The organism is Streptomyces sp. NPDC056231, assembly GCF_048270745.1.
In the GTDB taxonomy this organism is placed as follows: Bacteria; Actinomycetota; Actinomycetes; order Streptomycetales; family Streptomycetaceae; genus Streptomyces.
Genome location: NZ_JBLVKW010000092.1, coordinates 1 through 16,212, shown reverse-complemented (window position 1 = coordinate 16,212; position 16,212 = coordinate 1). Strand labels below are relative to the sequence as shown.

14 protein-coding genes are annotated in these 16,212 nt (G+C 68.5%); 8 read left to right on the top strand and 6 right to left on the bottom strand.

Translation table 11 applies throughout. From position 1 onward, the window contains the following. Positions 1 to 7: 7 nt before the first annotated feature. Positions 8 to 3,109 carry a ThuA domain-containing protein gene (locus ACNPQM_RS38145; protein ID WP_418087555.1) on the top strand — a complete coding sequence of 1,034 codons (3,102 nt, stop codon included), beginning with the start codon at positions 8 to 10 and terminating at the stop codon, positions 3,107 to 3,109. Positions 3,110 to 3,211: 102 nt separating this feature from the next. On the opposite strand, the gene ACNPQM_RS38140 is transcribed toward ACNPQM_RS38145, so the two are convergent. Then, the gene (locus ACNPQM_RS38140) at positions 3,212 to 4,348 is read right to left on the bottom strand and encodes an aminoglycoside phosphotransferase family protein (protein ID WP_418087554.1); all 1,137 of its coding nucleotides are present in this window, start codon (positions 4,346 to 4,348) and stop codon (positions 3,212 to 3,214) included. 231 nt (positions 4,349 to 4,579) lie between these two features. Here ACNPQM_RS38140 and ACNPQM_RS38135 point away from each other — a divergent pair, with 231 nt between their 5' ends. Continuing rightward, positions 4,580 to 6,076: a hypothetical protein gene (locus ACNPQM_RS38135; RefSeq protein WP_418087553.1), complete on the top strand. Its 1,497-nt coding sequence runs from the start codon at positions 4,580 to 4,582 to the stop codon at positions 6,074 to 6,076. A 138-nt stretch (positions 6,077 to 6,214) separates the two neighbouring features. Here ACNPQM_RS38135 and ACNPQM_RS38130 read toward each other — a convergent pair whose 3' ends face one another. The 3 genes from ACNPQM_RS38130 to ACNPQM_RS38120 all read right to left on the bottom strand — a co-directional run bounded on the left by ACNPQM_RS38130 (position 6,215) and on the right by ACNPQM_RS38120 (position 8,607). Beyond that, positions 6,215 to 7,657, bottom strand: a complete 1,443-nt coding sequence (locus tag ACNPQM_RS38130; protein WP_418087552.1) for a PP2C family protein-serine/threonine phosphatase — start codon at positions 7,655 to 7,657, stop codon at positions 6,215 to 6,217. A 324-nt stretch (positions 7,658 to 7,981) separates the two neighbouring features. Then, on the bottom strand, positions 7,982 to 8,275 hold the full coding sequence (locus tag ACNPQM_RS38125; protein ID WP_418087551.1) for a hypothetical protein: 294 nt from the start codon (positions 8,273 to 8,275) through the stop codon (positions 7,982 to 7,984). Between the two features lie 44 nt (positions 8,276 to 8,319). Next, positions 8,320 to 8,607, bottom strand: a complete 288-nt coding sequence (locus ACNPQM_RS38120; protein WP_358861122.1) for a hypothetical protein — start codon at positions 8,605 to 8,607, stop codon at positions 8,320 to 8,322. Between the two features lie 141 nt (positions 8,608 to 8,748). On the opposite strand from ACNPQM_RS38120, the gene rpmG reads away from it, so the two are divergent. The 5 genes from rpmG to ACNPQM_RS38095 all read left to right on the top strand — a co-directional run bounded on the left by rpmG (position 8,749) and on the right by ACNPQM_RS38095 (position 12,942). Continuing rightward, entirely contained in the window at positions 8,749 to 8,913 is a 165-nt protein-coding gene (rpmG, locus tag ACNPQM_RS38115; protein WP_358861121.1) for a 50S ribosomal protein L33, read from the top strand. 192 nt (positions 8,914 to 9,105) lie between these two features. Then, positions 9,106 to 9,366 carry a type B 50S ribosomal protein L31 gene (locus ACNPQM_RS38110; protein WP_327248284.1) on the top strand — a complete coding sequence of 87 codons (261 nt, stop codon included), beginning with the start codon at positions 9,106 to 9,108 and terminating at the stop codon, positions 9,364 to 9,366. A gap of 409 nt (positions 9,367 to 9,775) precedes the next feature. Beyond that, positions 9,776 to 10,549 (top strand): DUF4389 domain-containing protein, encoded by a 774-nt coding sequence (locus ACNPQM_RS38105; protein ID WP_358861119.1) that lies wholly within the window; start codon positions 9,776 to 9,778, stop codon positions 10,547 to 10,549. Positions 10,550 to 10,591: 42 nt separating this feature from the next. Next, the gene (locus ACNPQM_RS38100; RefSeq protein WP_418087550.1) at positions 10,592 to 11,107 is read left to right on the top strand and encodes a DinB family protein; all 516 of its coding nucleotides are present in this window, start codon (positions 10,592 to 10,594) and stop codon (positions 11,105 to 11,107) included. Between the two features lie 260 nt (positions 11,108 to 11,367). Next, the gene (locus tag ACNPQM_RS38095; protein WP_418087549.1) at positions 11,368 to 12,942 is read left to right on the top strand and encodes an alkaline phosphatase D family protein; all 1,575 of its coding nucleotides are present in this window, start codon (positions 11,368 to 11,370) and stop codon (positions 12,940 to 12,942) included. Between the two features lie 365 nt (positions 12,943 to 13,307). Here the strand turns inward: ACNPQM_RS38095 and ACNPQM_RS38090 are convergent, their stop codons facing one another. Both ACNPQM_RS38090 and ACNPQM_RS38085 read right to left on the bottom strand, forming a co-directional pair. Continuing rightward, positions 13,308 to 13,940, bottom strand: a complete 633-nt coding sequence (locus tag ACNPQM_RS38090) for a class I SAM-dependent methyltransferase (protein ID WP_418087548.1) — start codon at positions 13,938 to 13,940, stop codon at positions 13,308 to 13,310. 167 nt (positions 13,941 to 14,107) lie between these two features. Continuing rightward, positions 14,108 to 15,469, bottom strand: a complete 1,362-nt coding sequence (locus ACNPQM_RS38085; RefSeq protein WP_358861116.1) for an FAD-dependent oxidoreductase — start codon at positions 15,467 to 15,469, stop codon at positions 14,108 to 14,110. 406 nt (positions 15,470 to 15,875) lie between these two features. On the opposite strand from ACNPQM_RS38085, the gene ACNPQM_RS38080 reads away from it, so the two are divergent. Further along, positions 15,876 to 16,055 carry a hypothetical protein gene (locus ACNPQM_RS38080; RefSeq protein WP_418087547.1) on the top strand — a complete coding sequence of 60 codons (180 nt, stop codon included), beginning with the start codon at positions 15,876 to 15,878 and terminating at the stop codon, positions 16,053 to 16,055. Positions 16,056 to 16,212: the final 157 nt, after the last annotated feature.

Here is a 16,212-nt window from a genome sequence, read left to right as displayed (position 1 = left end):
TCGTGACATGCGACGGGCGGTCATCGCATTAGTGAGCGCACTACTGCTCGCGCTGACCGCACTGCCCGCAACCGCCCAAGCCGCCACCACGGCCAAGGCCCCCGCCTTCCGCGTCCTGCTCTTCACCCGCGCGGTCGGCTATGTGCACGCCTCCATCCCGGCCGGCGTCAAGATGCTCAAGGAACAGGCCGCCGCCAACAACTTCGACCTCGTCGAGAGCGCCGACCCCGCGGTCTTCGACGACGCGAAGCTCAAAGACTTCGACGCGATCGTCATGCTGCAGAACTCCGGCATGGTCTGGGACACCGACGCCCAGCGCCAGGCGATGCAGACGTACGTGCGGGGTGGTGGCGGTGTCGTCGCCATCCACAACACCCTCGACATGGGAATCGAGACCGAATTCCCCTGGTGGGACCAGGCCATCAACGGCGGCGTCCACATGCCCGCCCACTCGCCCGGCGTCCTCCGGGGCACCGCCAAGGTCGCCGACCGCGTCCACCCCTCCACCGCAGGACTCCCGGAACGCTGGGAGCGCCCCGAGGAGTGGTACAACTTCGACAAGAACCCCCGGGGTGACGTCCACGTCCTCGTCACCGCCGACGAGACGACGTACAACCCCGGCGGTTCCGCCATGGGCGCCGACCACCCCATCTCCTGGTGCCGCAACACCGAGGGCGGCAAGGTCTGGGCCACAGCCATGGGCCACGACGCCCCCGCCTACAGCGAACCCGCGTTCCGCAGCCACGTCCTCGGCGGCATCGAATGGGCCGCGGGCCACAAGCCCGGCGACTGCGGCGGCACCGTCTGGAGCGGCTACGAGAAGGTCACCCTCGACGACAACACCGCCGACCCGATGGAGCTCGACGTCGCCAAGGACGGCCGTGTCTTCTACATCCAGCGCAGCGGCGAGGTGAAGATCTACGACCCGGCCACCCACGCCACCAGCACGGCCGGCAAGCTCGACGTCTACACCGGCGGTGAGGACGGTCTGGTCGGCATGGAGCTCGACCCGTCCTTCAAGGAAAACCACTGGATCTACCTCTACTACGCCCCCGCCGGCGCGTCCGACGACGTCAACCGGCTCTCCCGTTTCACGGTCAAAGGCAACACCCTCGACCTCGCCAGCGAGAAGAAGCTCCTCGACGTCCCCGCCTACCGCGACCGCACCTTCCCCGAACCCGGACACACCGGCGGCGCGGTCGAATTCGGCCCTAACCGCACCCTTTATCTCGGCGTCGGCGACGACACCCCGCCCAACCTGGACCCGAACTGGCAGGGGTACGCGCCACTCGACTGGCGCGAGGGCAAGCAGATGCTGGACGCCGCCCGGACCGCGGGCAACACCAACGACCTGCGCGGCAAGATCCTGCGGATCAAACCGAAGGACTCCGGCGGCTACACCATCCCGAAGGGCAACCTCTTCGCCGAGGGGACCGCGAAGACCCGCCCCGAGATCTACGCCATGGGCTTCCGCAATCCGTTCCGCTTCACCGTCGACCCGAAGACCGGCTACGTCCATGCCTCCGACTACGGGCCCGACCGCGGTCTGCCAACCACCGACCGCGGACCCGAGGGCCTCGTCGAGTACAACGTGATCAAGAAGGCCGGGAACTTCGGCTGGCCGTTCTGTCACGGCAACAACCAGGCGTACGCCCCGTACAACCCGGACACCAAGGAGGTCGGCGCCAAGTTCGACTGCACCGCACCAGTCAACCCCTCGCCGAACAACACCGGTCTGACCGAACTCCCGCCGATCCAGCAGCCGGAGATCTGGTACGGCTACGGAGCGTCGAAGGAGTTCCCCGAGGTCGGCAGCGGCGGCTCGGCCCCGATGAGCGGGCCCGTCTACCACTACGACAGCAAGAACCCGTCCACCACGAAGTTTCCCGCCTACTTCGAGGGCGCGAGCTTCTTCTACGAGTGGTCGCGCAACTTCGTCAAGGAAGTCCGCTTCGACCAGGACCAGAAGCTCCTGAAGATCAATGACTTCCTGTCCTCGCAGAAATTCAACAAGCCGATGGACATGACGTTCGGCCCGGACGGATCGCTGTACGTCCTCGAATGGGGAAGCTCCTTCGGCGGCGGCAACAACGACTCCGGGCTCTACCGGATCGACTACGCGCAGGGGAAGCGCATCCCGGTCGCCAAGGCCACCGCCTCGGCCACCGACGGCCCCGTCCCGCTGAAGGTCGACTTCTCCAGCAAGGGCAGCAACGACCCCGACGGTGACGCACTCAGCTACGCCTGGGACTTCGACGGCGACGGCACGTACGACTCCACCGAAGCCGACCCCAGCCACACCTACACGGCCAAGGGCGACTTCGTCGCCCAGCTCAAGGTCACCGACTCCACCGGCAAGTCCGGCTACGCCAACATCCCTGTCACCGCCGGGAACACCGCCCCCAAGGTGACCATTGACTTCCCGGTCAACGGCAAACTCATCGAGTTCGGCGACAAGATCCCGTACAAGGTCACCGTCACGGATCCCGAAGACGGCCAGGTCGACTGTTCCAAGGTCACCGTCAACCCGGCCCTGGGACACGACGACCACGAGCATCCCACCACCGACCTCCCCGGCTGCGAAGGCACCGTGGACACCGGCGACCTGGGCGGCCACCCGGAGGGCGCCGACCTCACCTACGTGCTCAACGCCAAATACACCGACCGGGGCGGCGACGGCGTCTCAGCCCTCACCGGCTACGGTCGCGCCGTGCTCCAGCCCAAGCACAAGCAGGCGGAGTACTACGACGCCCAGTCCGGCACCCGGATCGTCTCCCAGGCAGGCGCCGAGAACGGCAAACGCATCGGGGACATCTCCCACGGCGACTGGATCGCTTTCGACCCGATGAGCGTCGAGGGCATCGGCTCCGTCAGCTATCAGTTGTCCTCACCGTACGGGGTCGGCGCGATCGAACTGCGCGCGGACGCTCCCGACGGCACGCTGCTCGCCACCACTCCGGTCCCCAATACCGGCGGCTGGGACACCTATCGGCCCACCCAGGCCGTACCCGTCCAGGAACTGAAGGGCACCCACAAGCTGTACCTCGTCTTCACCTCGCCGCAGAACAACTCCTTCGACGTGGACGCGGTCGACTTCAGGAGCCCCTGACCCTCCGCCCCGTCCGACAGAGCGCAGCATGCACAAAGCCTGCCGCGGGCCCGGTGTGTCGGCACCGGACCCGCGGCAGGTACTTTTTTGCAGAGCGCAGCGTCAGCGAGTGCCGACCGCGGCACGCACCGCCCGTCGGGCCATCGCACAGTCGTCATGCAGCCGGCGCAGCAGCAGCCGCTGCTCCTCGCCCGACGACAGCGCACCCGGCCGGTCCTGACCCCCGCCCGTGGGCACGCCTCCCCGCATGGCCCGCTGCACCGCCGTCTCGTACGTACGGATCTCCCGTGTCAGTACAAGCATCAGGTTCACCAGGAACGCATCCCGCGCCGCAGGCCCTGCCGCCTGCGCCAGCTGACTGATCTGCCGCCGCGCCACCGGCGCGTCACCCAGCACCGTCCACAGCGTTGCCAGGTCGTACCCCGGCAGGTACCAGCCTGCGTGTTCCCAGTCCACCAGCACCGGACCCGTGGGCGACAGCAGGATGTTGGAGAGCAGGGCGTCGCCGTGGCAGAACTGCCCCATGCCCTGGCGGCCGCCGGCATGCGCCAGACCGTGCAGCAGCTTCTGCAGGTCACCCAGATCACGGTCGGTGAAGAGCCCCAGCTCGTGGTACCGGGCAATGCGGGATGCGTAGTCCATCGGGGAGTCGAAGAGCCCAGCGGGTGGTCGCCACGCGTTGACCCGGCTGATCGCGCCGAGCGCGGCCCGCACATCGGCGCGGGGCGGAGCCTCCGAAGCGTGCCTCGTCAGCGCCGCCACCCGTCCGGGCATTCGCTCGATGACCAGGGTGCAGTTCTCGGGATCCGCCGCGATCAGCCGCGGTACCCGGACCGGCGGGCGGTGCCGGACGAACGCCCGGTATGCCGCTATCTCGTGGCGGAACCGCTCGGCCCATGCCAGGGAGTGGTCCAGTAAACACTTGGCGACCGCCGTCGTGCGCCCGGTTGTGCCGACGACGAGCACCGAACGCCCGCTGCGCCGCAGAACCTGGACCGGATTGAACTCCGGGCAGATCCGGTGCACGGAGGCGATCGCCATCCTCAGCTGTGCACCCTGCGGGCCGGACAGGTCCAGCCGCCCGCTGAGCGGGCCGGCGCCCGGTCCGGCCGGCCGCCGGGGCCGGACCGTGCCGGGAGCCGGCGGTGCGGTGCGGGGGGCGAGGTACGGTCCGCCGCCCGCCCCGAGGGGACGCAGCGGTCGGGGCGGGGCGGACACGGAGGACGATGCTGTGTACATGGGCGAGACAGATCCCTTCGTGCGCCGACAAGTAGCGTGCACCGCCCCGGCCGGCGGCCGTTCGGCACCCTGGGGAGTACCTAGGGCTGCCGGACGGGGTGGCGCTTTCCTACCTGACACCGGACCGCGTGTTGCGGACCATCTGGCGGACCCTGGCGAACCCTGGCGAATAGTCCCAACGCATCTGACAGGGGGCTACTGTCAACACAGCCGAGAACCTGGGGGCTTGACGTGACCGGAGAACCCAACACCCGCCTGTCTGACCTGTTCGGCCTTGCCGGCTGGTCCAAGGGCGAACTCGCGAGAATGGTGAACCGGCAGGCGGCGGCCATGGGCCACCCGCAGCTGGCCACCGACACCTCGCGGGTGAGGCGTTGGATCGACATGGGGGAGTCCCCACGCGATCCCGTGCCCGAAGTGCTGGCTGCCCTGTTCACCGAGCGGCTCGGTCGTGTCGTGACCATCGAGGACCTCGGGTTCGGCCGGCGCGGGCGTGTGGGGAAGCGGCGAGAGGTCGGGGCGCAGGACAATCCCGACGAATTGCCGTGGGCGCCCGAACGGACGGCAGCGGTCCTCACCGAATTCACGGGAATGGACCTCATGCTCAACCGACGCGGCTTGGTGAGCGCGGGCGCCGCGCTCGCCGCAGGATCGACCATCACCGGCCCCATGCACAACTGGCTGCACACCGACCCCGTTCTGGCGGCCGACGCTCCACGGACCGGTGATCCCCTCTACGCGGAACAGGCCGGTTTCGACCGGTACGAGGCCGCCCCCATCGGATCGGAGGAGATCGAGGCACTGGAGCGGTCCGTCGAGGTGTTCCGCGCCTGGGACGCCTCCCGGGGCGGCGGACTGCAGCGCAAGGCTGTCGTGGGCCAGCTCAACGAGGTGGGGGGGATGCTCGCCTACCGCCACCCCGACCATCTGCAGCGCCGCCTCTGGGGCGTCGCCGCCAACCTCGCCGTTCTCGCGGGATGGATGTCCCACGACATCGGTCTGGAACCCACCGCCCAGAAGTACTTCGTCATCGCCGCCCATGCGGCGCGCGAGGGGGGCGACCGTCCCCGCGCGGGCGAGGCACTCTCCCGGGCCGCCCGTCAGATGGTCCACCTGGGCCGTCCCGACGACGCCCTGGACCTGATGAAGCTGGCCAAGTCCGGCTCAGGAGAAACGGTGCTGCCACGCACCCAGGCGATGCTGCACACCATCGAGGCATGGGCACAGGCATCCATGGGCCGAGGGCAGGCCATGCGCCGTACGCTCGGCAGGGCCGAGGAACTCTTCGTGTCCGACAAGGGTGATGTGCCGCCGCCCAGTTGGATGCAGATGTTCGACGAGGCGGATCTGCACGGCATGCAGGCCCTGGCGTTCCGCACGCTCGCCGAGCACGAACCGGCGGCGGCGCTCATCGCCCAGCGTCATGCCAAGCAGGCTCTGGAGCTGCGCGTCAACGGGCGCCAGCGCTCCAAGATCTTCGACTACATCTCGCTCGCCTCGGCGTGCTTCATCGCCGACGACCCGGAGCAGGCCGACCGTTACGCACGGCTCGCCCTGGTGGCGATGGGGGAGACCTCCTCGCACCGGACCTGGGACCGGCTGCGCGAAATGTACCGGCTCACCGGTCAGTTCGCGGGATACGCGAAGATCCAGGACCTGCGCGAGGAGATCGAGCTCGCCATGCCGTCGAGCTCGGTCATCAAGCGGCCCAGGCGTTCGGAGATCTGATCGGCCGACGCCGCGAAGAAGAGGAGCGCCGACAACCCACCGCCCGCGCACCGCACACGTAGAGGTCTCGTCCGTCTGCGTTCCTGTACCGTGCCGTGATTCGCTCTGCGGCTCGTGCCCCTGCGGCCTACCGGGCTCTCACGCCCCGATACGGGCGACCAGCACGCATGCGTCGTCCAGGCGCTCGGTTCCACCGAACTCCTCGACGACGGTACGTACGCACTCCTGTGCCGTACGGGCCTCGGCGAAGCGCGGTGCGAGATCGAGCAGTGCCTCCGGGCCCACTCCCCGGTCACTGCGGCGGGTCAGTCCGTCGGTGTGCAGAACCAGCACATCGCCGGGCAGCAGGTGCACTTCGTCCTGCTCGTACGCGACCCCTGACGCGGCCCCGAGCAGGACCCCGTCCGGCGGGGGCAGCGGGCGTCCCGCTCCGTTGCGGAAGAGCAGTGGCGCGGGGTGGCCGGCCTGCGACCATGCGAGAGTGCCGGTCGCCGGGTCGAAACGGCAGCACACCGCGCTGCCGAGAGCGGGCTGGGCAGGCGATTGGAGTAACTGGTTGAGATGGCCCATCAGAGCGCCCGGCTCGATGGCGGCGACGGCCATGCCGCGCAGTGCGCCCAGCAGCATCGCCATGGCCGTGGTGGCGGGGATGCCATGACCGGTTAGGTCGCCGACCGTGAGGAGTGTCCTGCCGTCGGGCAGTTCCAGCGCGTCGTACCAGTCGCCGCCGATCAAGGCGCTGGAATCCGACGGCAGATAGTGCGCCGCGACATCCAGTGCGCCGGGGCCCTGGTGCGGGAGGCGAAGCGAGCCGCGCCACGGGGGCAGCACGGTCTCCTGCAGCTCGACCGCCATCCGCCGTTCGGTCTGCGCCATGTGCTGCTGACGCCGGATCGATTCACGGGTCCGGCTCACCGCGCGCTGGTTGCGGCGTAGTTCGCTCACATCGCGCAGGACCGCCCACATGGAGGCGGTGCAGCCGTCCGCATCGAGGACGGGCTCGCCCATCATGTGCAGGGTGCGCATCCGGCCGTCGGCCCGCAGAATGCGGAACTCGCCGTCTATCGTCTTCCCGTCGACCAGGCAGGCCGTCACCAGAGAGGTGAGCAACGGCTGATCCTCGGGGAACAGTACGGACGGAAGCTCGTCCAGCGACAGAGGTCCCGCCTGTGCGGACCGGCCGAAGATCTGGAAGAGCTCCTCCGACCAGCTGACCTCGTCGGTCAGCAGATTCCATTCGGCGCTGCCCACACGGCTGAGCAGTGAACCGGGCCGCGGCTCGTCGAACGGTTTCCCCTGGGCCGGTTCCGGCTCCTCGGTGAGCTGCTCCGCGTCCTCCGACGGCAGGCCTTCCTTCAGTTGTCCCAAATGCGTGCCGAGATCATCGAGATGATGGACCGCCAGTTCGCAGAGCGCACGCTGCCAGCGCAGCTGCAGATCGTCCTCGTCGACCAGGACGGCATCGCGCCGCACCGCGTCCACGTCTCCGCGCAGCCGCAGGGTCCGGTCGATCAGCACATCGACGGCACCGCGCTCGGGCGGCTGTGGGGCAGGGCGGTCCCCAAACAGATGAGGCGGCATCTCGTACTCCGATACAGGAACGGCACAACCAGGTCTGAGGGGGGTGACCGATGACGACTGTGGCACAGGCCGAGGAGGCCCGTCAGTGATTTGGCAACACTCGATGCGTTGTTGCATCTGGCATATGTCATCGGCCGCTCGGGCTGCGTGATTCTCGAACGGCCGTGCTGTTGACGTGTGTTGATGCAAGTCATCCGGTATGCGCGACGCCGCGTGCGCCGGAGTGCGCCTCTCCCGCGGGCCGCGTCGCACTCGATCGGGGCATATGCGAGAGCCCCCGCGGACGCGCAGGGGCTCCGGCAGACGGGAGTTTCGAAACACGCCCTAGCAGACGGCGATGCGCCCGTACGAGCCGACCTTCCACTTCCATTTCAGGGTCTCGCCCGGGACCGTGGTCCAGCACTGCATGTCCGGACCGTTGTTGATGACCAGTTTGATGTGCATGTTCTTGCCGCAGTGGTTGGTCGTCCAAGCGGTTTTGTTCTGCTTGACGACCTCACGCGCGATACAGGCGGGCGCGGTGCCACCCGCGGCGGCCGCCGGGCCCGCCGCGGTCAGCGTGGCCGCGGCGATCAACGCCGTGGCGGCTGCGGTCGTCAGGGTGTTCTTCAAGCGCATGGCTGTCGTTCCTCCGGCAGTCGTCGATGTGCTGGGCACAGCGATCAACGAGCGTCGTCGCTCTTCGTGGCGCCGTTCGCGAAAAGCGACGGATGGTCGCCCGCCGCCTCCGGCAGCTCCTGCACCTGCGCCTCCGGCGCGAGGTTTGCGAGATTGAGATCCCAGTGGATCTCGTCGGCCCCGAGCGACAAGGTCCGTTCGATCTCGGCGGGCATTCCGGCGAGGGACGTTTCCATGGGATCGGGGGTGCCCTCCCGTACGTTCATCGCCTGAAGCACCAGCGGACCCGTCCCGCCCGCGTCCCGGTACCAGTCGACGGCGGTGCGGGCCACGCTCCGGTCCAGCACCGCACCGCGCGCCCGGTGTCCGGGGCGGGAATGCCACCGGACCCACCCGTGTTACAGCACCAGAACGAAAACGACACCCATTCCCAGAAGCTTGAATGGGGTCGCTGGAAGCGACCGGAGGTGCCCATGGCACGCAGTGAAGCCCGCCCCGTCGTCACTCTGAGGTCGACGGCCGGTACTGGAGAGACCTATGTGACTCGCAAGAGCCGCCGCAACAACCCCGACCGGCTGGTGCTGCGCAAGTACGACCCCGCCGCGGGGAAGCACGTCCTCTTCCGCGAGGAACGCTGACCCGTCGGGTCCCACCGGCACGCAAGCTCGCCGCGTTGTCGGGCTCGCTCCGATACGCCCAGTGTCGGGGCGAGCCTCCGCCTTGCGATCGCACGCACCGGACGCCGCCCCGGCCCGCTCTGCGGGCGGACGACGCTCCTTTTGAAACACGCCCCAGCAGGCCCTCCCCTCAGCAGCAAGGAAGGAACGCGCATGAAGCCCCGCATCCATCCCGTCTCCCGTCCGGTCGTCTTCCGCGACCGCGCCGCGGGGGTCGCCTTCCTGACCCGCTCGACTGCCGACTCCGACCGGCGCGTGGAGTGGGAGGACGGCGCCAGCTACCCGGTCATCGATGTGGAGACCTCCTCGGCGAGCCACCCCTTCTATACCGGTACCCATCGGGTGCTGGACACGGCGGGCCGGATCGAGCAGTTCCGGCGCCGCTACGGGACCACGGCGCCCGTCGGGCGCTGAGGCTCGTGTGTCGCGTCACAGTGGGCGGTCCGGATTCGAGGGAACGGAACCCAATGGTTTACCGTTCACCTATATGTGGATGACGCGCACAGCGCCCACCCCCTGACAGCCCCGGCTGGATTCCCCCGATCCGGCCGGGGCTTCTCTCTGCTTGCCTGCCCCTCACCTCCGTGACGTCAACGCGGTGACCGCCGCACCCCGCCACGGCCCGGTCCCTGTCGGACGTGACCAGGTCGACCCGTGCGCCGCCGAGGGGGACGACCGATGGCCGGGTCCTGCCCGGTCCGGCGCGGCCCGTCAGGACACCCGATCGGCCCGTGGTCGATTGCGGGCCCGTATCGGCGGGCCGAGCGTGGGGTGACGTCGTAGGTGCCGATGGCGTACGCATCACCCGCCGAGGAGGAGCGACATGGCTGACGCCCAGTGGACGGGCCCCAGGGGACCGGACGTGGGGGAGTGGCTCCCTGTGCTGGACCTCGTCGAGCCGGCGAGCCAGCGCCGGCTCACGGTGCTGGTGCGGCTGCTCCTGCTGATCCCGCACTTCATCGTGTTGTTCTTCCTCTACATCGTGGCCTTCTTCACCGCCATCGCGGGCTGGTTCGCCGCCTTGGTCCTGGGGCGGCTGCCCGAACCGGTTTTCCGCTTTCTCGCCGGATATCTCGGCTACCGCACGCGGGTCGGCGCGAGCGCAATGCTGCTGATCGACCGCTATCCGCCGTTCGCCCTGACTCCGCCGCCGGACTTTCCGGTCCAGATCGAGCTCCGGCCGACGGAACTCAACCGGCTGGCCGTCTTCTTCCGCCTGATCCTGATGATTCCGGCAGCGGTGGTGCAGGGACTCGCCACCTCCGGCTGGTGGGTACTGTCCTTCATCTGGTGGCTGATCACACTGATTTTGGGACGCATGCCCCAGCCCCTCTTCGAGGCCTCAGCCGCGACACTCCGTTACGAAATGCGCTTCTACGCCTACTTCATGATGCTCACCCCGGCCTACCCCAAGGGGCTTTTCGGCGAAGAAGCACTTTCCGTACCCGACCGGCAGCCCCGCTCCGCCACCCGGCCGCTGATCATGAGCGGAGCGGGGAAGGCTCTGCTGATCCTCTTCCTGGTGGTGGGCGTGGTCGCGGACATCACCGCCTCCGCGACGACCGACTGGTCCTCGGACAGCACTGACAGGTGGTGAAAGGCCTGGCAGTATCCGGGGGCCGACCGGCATGATCTGGCGATGACATGGACAGCGCCAGACGCAACACGCACGCCCGGATCCCTCGTCGCCGGTGAGCGGGAGATGCTCACCGGATATCTCGCTTGGTTCCGCAGCACCCTGCTGCATAAGTGCGCCGGTCTGACCGGGGAGCAGCTTGCCGAACAGACCGTACCGCCGTCCAACCTCACCCTTCTCGGGCTGCTCCGTCATATGGCGAAGGTCGAACGCACCTGGTTCCGGGAGCGTTTCGCAGGCCAGTCGCTTGACCCGATGTACGACCCCGCCGGGGGCAAGGACGCGGACTTCGAGGACCTGGACCCGGCGTGCGCCGCCGACGACTACGCGCGCCTGGTCGAGGAGTGCCGGCTGGCGGACGCAGCCATCGCCGACGCATCGCTCGACGACACTTTTGTCCACGGCGGCGAGGTCTTCTCGCTGCGCCTCGTGCACATCCACATGATCGGGGAGTACGCGCGCCACATCGGCCACGCCGATCTGGTGCGGGAGCGGCTGGACGGGGTGACGGGGGCCTGAGGCGGCGCCGAGGCGGGCGGCTCACCGTCCACGGCGCGACCCGGCCGCTCACCCTGGCGTGCGGTTGTACGGGGGTGTCGTCGGCCCGGCGGATCACCGGCGGAGTAACCTTTTCGGGGTGCGCGGAGTCCACCAATCGTGAGTCCGCCACTCGAAGTTGCTCAAACGGCCGTTCTGCGTCCGCACCCGGGAACCTCGGCGGACACCGCTGACTGCGACGGTACTGGCGACGCCCGAACCCGCCAGCACTGGAGGTTCCCTTGACCGCGCGATCTCTGTCCCGGAGGCATCTGCTCGGCTTCGGCGGCGCCGGAGCGGCCGCTCTGGCGCTGGGGACCGGGCTCTGGCAGGCCGATCTGGCGTATGCCGCCCCGCCGCTGAGCGGCAACCCCTTCACCCTGGGCGTGGCCTCGGGAGACCCTCGGTCCGATGGCGTCGTGCTGTGGACCCGCCTCGCCCCCGATCCGTTCGCCGCCGACGGGCTGGGCGGCATGCCGGGCCGCGCGGTCCGGGTGCAGTACGAGGTGGCCGTGGACGAACGCTTCCGCCACCCCGTGCAGAGGGGCAGCGTGATCGCCTTCCCCGAACTCGCGCACTCGGTGCACCCCGAGATCCACGGCCTGCATCCGAACCGTGAGTACTACTACCGCTTCCGGGTGGGCGGCTACGTGTCCCGGGCGGGCCGTACCCGTACCACCCCTGCCATCTGGGCTTCTCCTCGCGAGCTGAACTTCGCCTTCGCCTCCTGTCAGAGGTGGCAGGACGGCTACTTCACGGCCTACCAGCACCTGGCGGAGGAGGATCTGGATCTGGTCGTTCATCTCGGCGACTACCTCTACGAGTCCGGTGTCGGCACCAACAAGCGCGGAGTGACGACCGACGCGAAGTTCCACACCGAGGCGAAGGATCTCGTTCGCTACCGCCTCCAGTACGGCCTCTACAAGTCGGAGGAACCGCTGCAGCTGGCCCACGCACGATTCCCCTGGATCATGGTCTTCGACGACCACGAGGTGGAGAACAACTGGGCCGACGAGACATCGGAGAACGACGACGACCCGGCGTACTTCCTGGCCCGGCGCCGGCAGGCGTTCCAGGCCATGTACGAGCACGGTCCGTTCCGTCGCGGCCAGCTCCCCTCCGGCCCCGACGTGCAGATGTACCGTCGGCTGAACTACGGACAGCTCGCCGACTTCACGATGCTCGACACCCGTCAGTACCGCGACGACCAGCCCTGCGGCGACGGCTCCTCGGCCACCTGCACCGAGCGCTTCGATCCCGACCGTACGCTGATGGGAGCCAGGCAGCGGGACTGGGTGCTCCAGGGCTTCGGGTGCTCGCGGTCCCGCTGGCAGATCCTGGGCAACCAGGCACCGATGGGACAGACCGACCAGGACGCGGGCCAGGCTGTCAAGGTCTTCCTCGATCCCTGGGACGGCTACGTCGCCGAGCGCAACACTCTCCTGGCCGCAGCCCAGGACCGCGGGGTCCGCAACCTGGTGGTGATCACCGGCGATCGTCACCAGAACTATGCCTGGGATCTCAAGCGTGATTACGCGGATCCTGACTCGCCCACCGTGGCCAGTGAGTTCGTCGGCACCTCCATCACCAGCGGCGCCGACGGTGCGGACATGACCACCAAGGGCAGGACGCTCCTGGCAGCCAACCCGCACATGAAGTTCTTCAACAGTCAGCGCGGCTACGTCCGCTGCAACGTCAACAGGGACCGCTGGCGGAGCGATTTCCGCGTGCTCCCGTACGTGACCCGCCCGGGAGCACCGATCAGCACACGGGCCTCCGTGGTCGTCGAGGACGGCCGTCCGGGAGTGCAGGTCTGACCGCCGACCGCAGCCTCGCGCCGGCGGGAGGGGCCGGCAGTCCCGAAGCCTCGCGAAGCGTGTGAGCTGCCTCCGCGGCGACACGACTTCTGCGGCTGCCTCACATGTCCGCAGTCCCGGGGTTGCCGAGAAAACCGGGGTCGCCGGATCCGAGCTGGAGAGCGAATTGCCTAATGAGGCCGAGCAACTCGGACAGCGGCATCGGCTTGCGGTGGGTTGCCGCGAGATCGTTCTGTGCGTCAGCCGACCAGCGGAACGGTAGACCGCGATGCTCACGGCCGAGCGGACGAGCACCCTCATCGGCCCCGTCGCGCCCCGGGCCACCGCCTCTACGCGGACCGGCATCCGTCGATCCACCCCGTGCGTCAGATACGCACGCAGTGCAGAAAGAGGTGCGGCTCGGGTACCGCCTCAGGGTGGGACGGGGTGAACACACTGTTCTGCTCCCACTGGACCGCCAGACCTGCCCCAGTCACCATCGAAGTGAACTCTTCGGCGCCGAAGCTGGTCACGTGCACCTTCTGGCCCATGAATACGGCGCCGACATCCTCCACGTCCAGCGGCACCGTCGCAACGACCAGGTGCCCTCCCCGCCTCAGCGACCGCCCGAGCCGCTGCAGCAGCCGTGACTGTTCGTCCCGCGACATCTGCAGGAGCGAGAAGTACACACAGACAGCGTCGAAACTCTCGTCCTCCAGCTCCAGTTCACGGACGTCGGCACACTGGAAGGCCGCCCCGGATACCTGCCGGGCCGCGAGGTCCACCATCACCGGCGAGACATCGACCCCCAACACGTCATGACCGGCGTCGGCCAGGCTCTGTGCGGTCGGCCGGCCGGTTCCGCTGCCTACGTCCAGGACCCGGCTGTGCGGGGGGAGTCGGGTCAGCAGGCGTTGCAGGGAGGCGTGGTGCGCTGCCGAGCCGGCGAAGGCTCGCTCGTAGTCGGCGCCGAGAGCGTCGAAGACTGTCGCGGCCGTGGGGCGGAGCTCGTCATCCATCGAGGCGTTTCCTCCAAGGGCGGGCGAAGGGTTCCCCGGAATCGTTGCACCGTTCACGACAACCTTCAATGCTCCCAGTCCCCGGCCCGCCCGCACAGCGCTCTGCGCAATGTGCTGTGTCACCGGTGGTCTCCGCCGAGGGGACCACCGGCGACGCAGTCGTGCGGTCAGGCGCCGGACGCGTCCAGCATGGCGCGGCGCTCCACGACCTTGATGCGCTCACGGCCCTGTTCCGCACCGAGAGCCTGCTCGTGTGCGTCCAGACGGTGCCAGCCTTCACGCGTGGTGTAGCGGACACCGCGCGCCTGGAGGAAGGCGACGACCGCGTCCGGCTCAGGCTGCGCCGGGGTCGGCAACAGGCCCGCGGCCCGGTCCTCCAGCAAACAGGCGACCGTTTCGTTGGCGTCGCCCTTTGTGTGGCCGATCAGGCCGACCGGTCCCCGCTTGATCCACCCGGTGACGTACACCGAGGGCATCGGCTCCGCACCCTCGACAACCCGTCCGGCGACGTGAGGGACAGTGCCGGAGACGGGGTCGAACGGAAGCTTCGGCAGTTCATCCGAGTAGTACCCGACCGCCCGGTAGACGCTCTGGACGTTCCAGTCGGTGAAGCGCCCCGTGCCCCGGACGTTGCCGGTGCCGTCCAGCTCCGTCCGCTCCGTACGCAGGCCGACCACGCTGCCGTCGTCCCCGAGAACCTCGACCGGGGATTCGAAGAAGTGCAGGAACAGCTTGTGCGGCCGGTCGCCCACGTCCCGGATGGCCCAGTTCTCCAGGGTGGAGGCGACCATGTTCGCCTGCTTGTTCCCCCGCCGGGTCTCGATCGAACCCGCGTCGTACTCGATGTCCTCGGGGTTGACGATGACCTCGATGTTGGGGGAGTGGTCCAGCTCCCGCAGCTCCATCGGGGAGAACTTGGCCTGCGCCGGCCCGCGCCGCCCGAAGACGTGCACCTCCAGCGCCTTGTTCGCCTTGAGACCTTCGTACACGTTCGCCGGGATCTCTGTGGGCAGCAGCTCGTCCGCGGTCTTGGCGAGCATGCGCGCCACGTCCAGGGCCACATTGCCCACACCGAGAACGGCGACCTTCTCGGCCGTCAGCGGCCAGGTCCGCGGCACCTCGGGGTGCCCGTCGTACCAGGAGACGAAGTCGGCCGCACCGTAGGAGCCGTCGAGGTCGATCCCCGGTATGTCGAGGGGGCGGTCCGCTTCGGCGCCGGTGGAGAAGATCACCGCGTCGTAGAAGGAGCGCAGTTCGTCGAGGCCGATGTCATGGGGGTAGTCGACGTTGCCGAACAGCCGCAGCTGCGGCTTGTCCAGCACCTGGTGCAGCGCGGTGACGATGCCCTTGATCCGGGGGTGGTCAGGAGCCACTCCGTAACGGATCAGGCCGAAGGGGGCGGGCATGCGCTCGAACAGGTCGATCGATACACCCGGGTCCAGTGCGCACTCGGATTTCAGCAGCGCGTCGGCTGCGTAGATACCGGCGGGGCCGGCTCCGACAATGGCGACGCGGACAGGGCGTGTCATGGGGTTGTTGTTCCTTCGTTCCATGGGGCGGTTGAGCGCGGGCGGAGAGCAGCGGAAGAAAGGCTTGGCCTGGACGAGCTCACAAAATGGGCGTCCGAGCAGGTTGCGGCGTCTGGTGCGTGCGATCGCCAGGCGCCGGAAAAGCCTCGTAGCGGAGCTACTAGGGCGTTTCGGCAACGCAGCGAGCGTGCGACCAGACGCCGCGAGCCGGGCGCCCATTCTGTGAGCTCACTCTTAGTGATCTCCACCGCACACGCTATGTCCTGCCTCCACCGGCCCTCCGACCGGGGGGCCATCCGTGAGGTGACAGCCCTGCTTGCCCCCTCCGTGCCGTCCGCTCCGCAGAGCCCGACATGCAGCGCGGCGTTCCCCATTGTGACCGCGCAGCGGCTTCGTCTTCAACGAGATGACCGGTGTGAGAGCCGGCCGCGGCCGTGGCCTTTCGGTCGCGATGAAGGCGTTCGGTCTGGGCTTCGCGGAGCTGTGCGGCGTGACCGAAGCCCGCACTTTCCATCACCCCGCGAACGCGAATGCCATCGCTGTGAACCGGACGATGGGCCATGCCGACGCGGAGTCGGAGCTGTGACCGGGGCCGGACAGCTTCGCATCCGGTGAGTGTTCCTTTCCGTCGACAGCGGCAACCATCGGCTAGAAGATTCATGAAGATCTTGGGGTTCTGGCCCCGCCGCGTGAGCGGCGGGGCCAGACTCGTTTTCGTGGTGATGGGGGAATGGGTCGGGGAG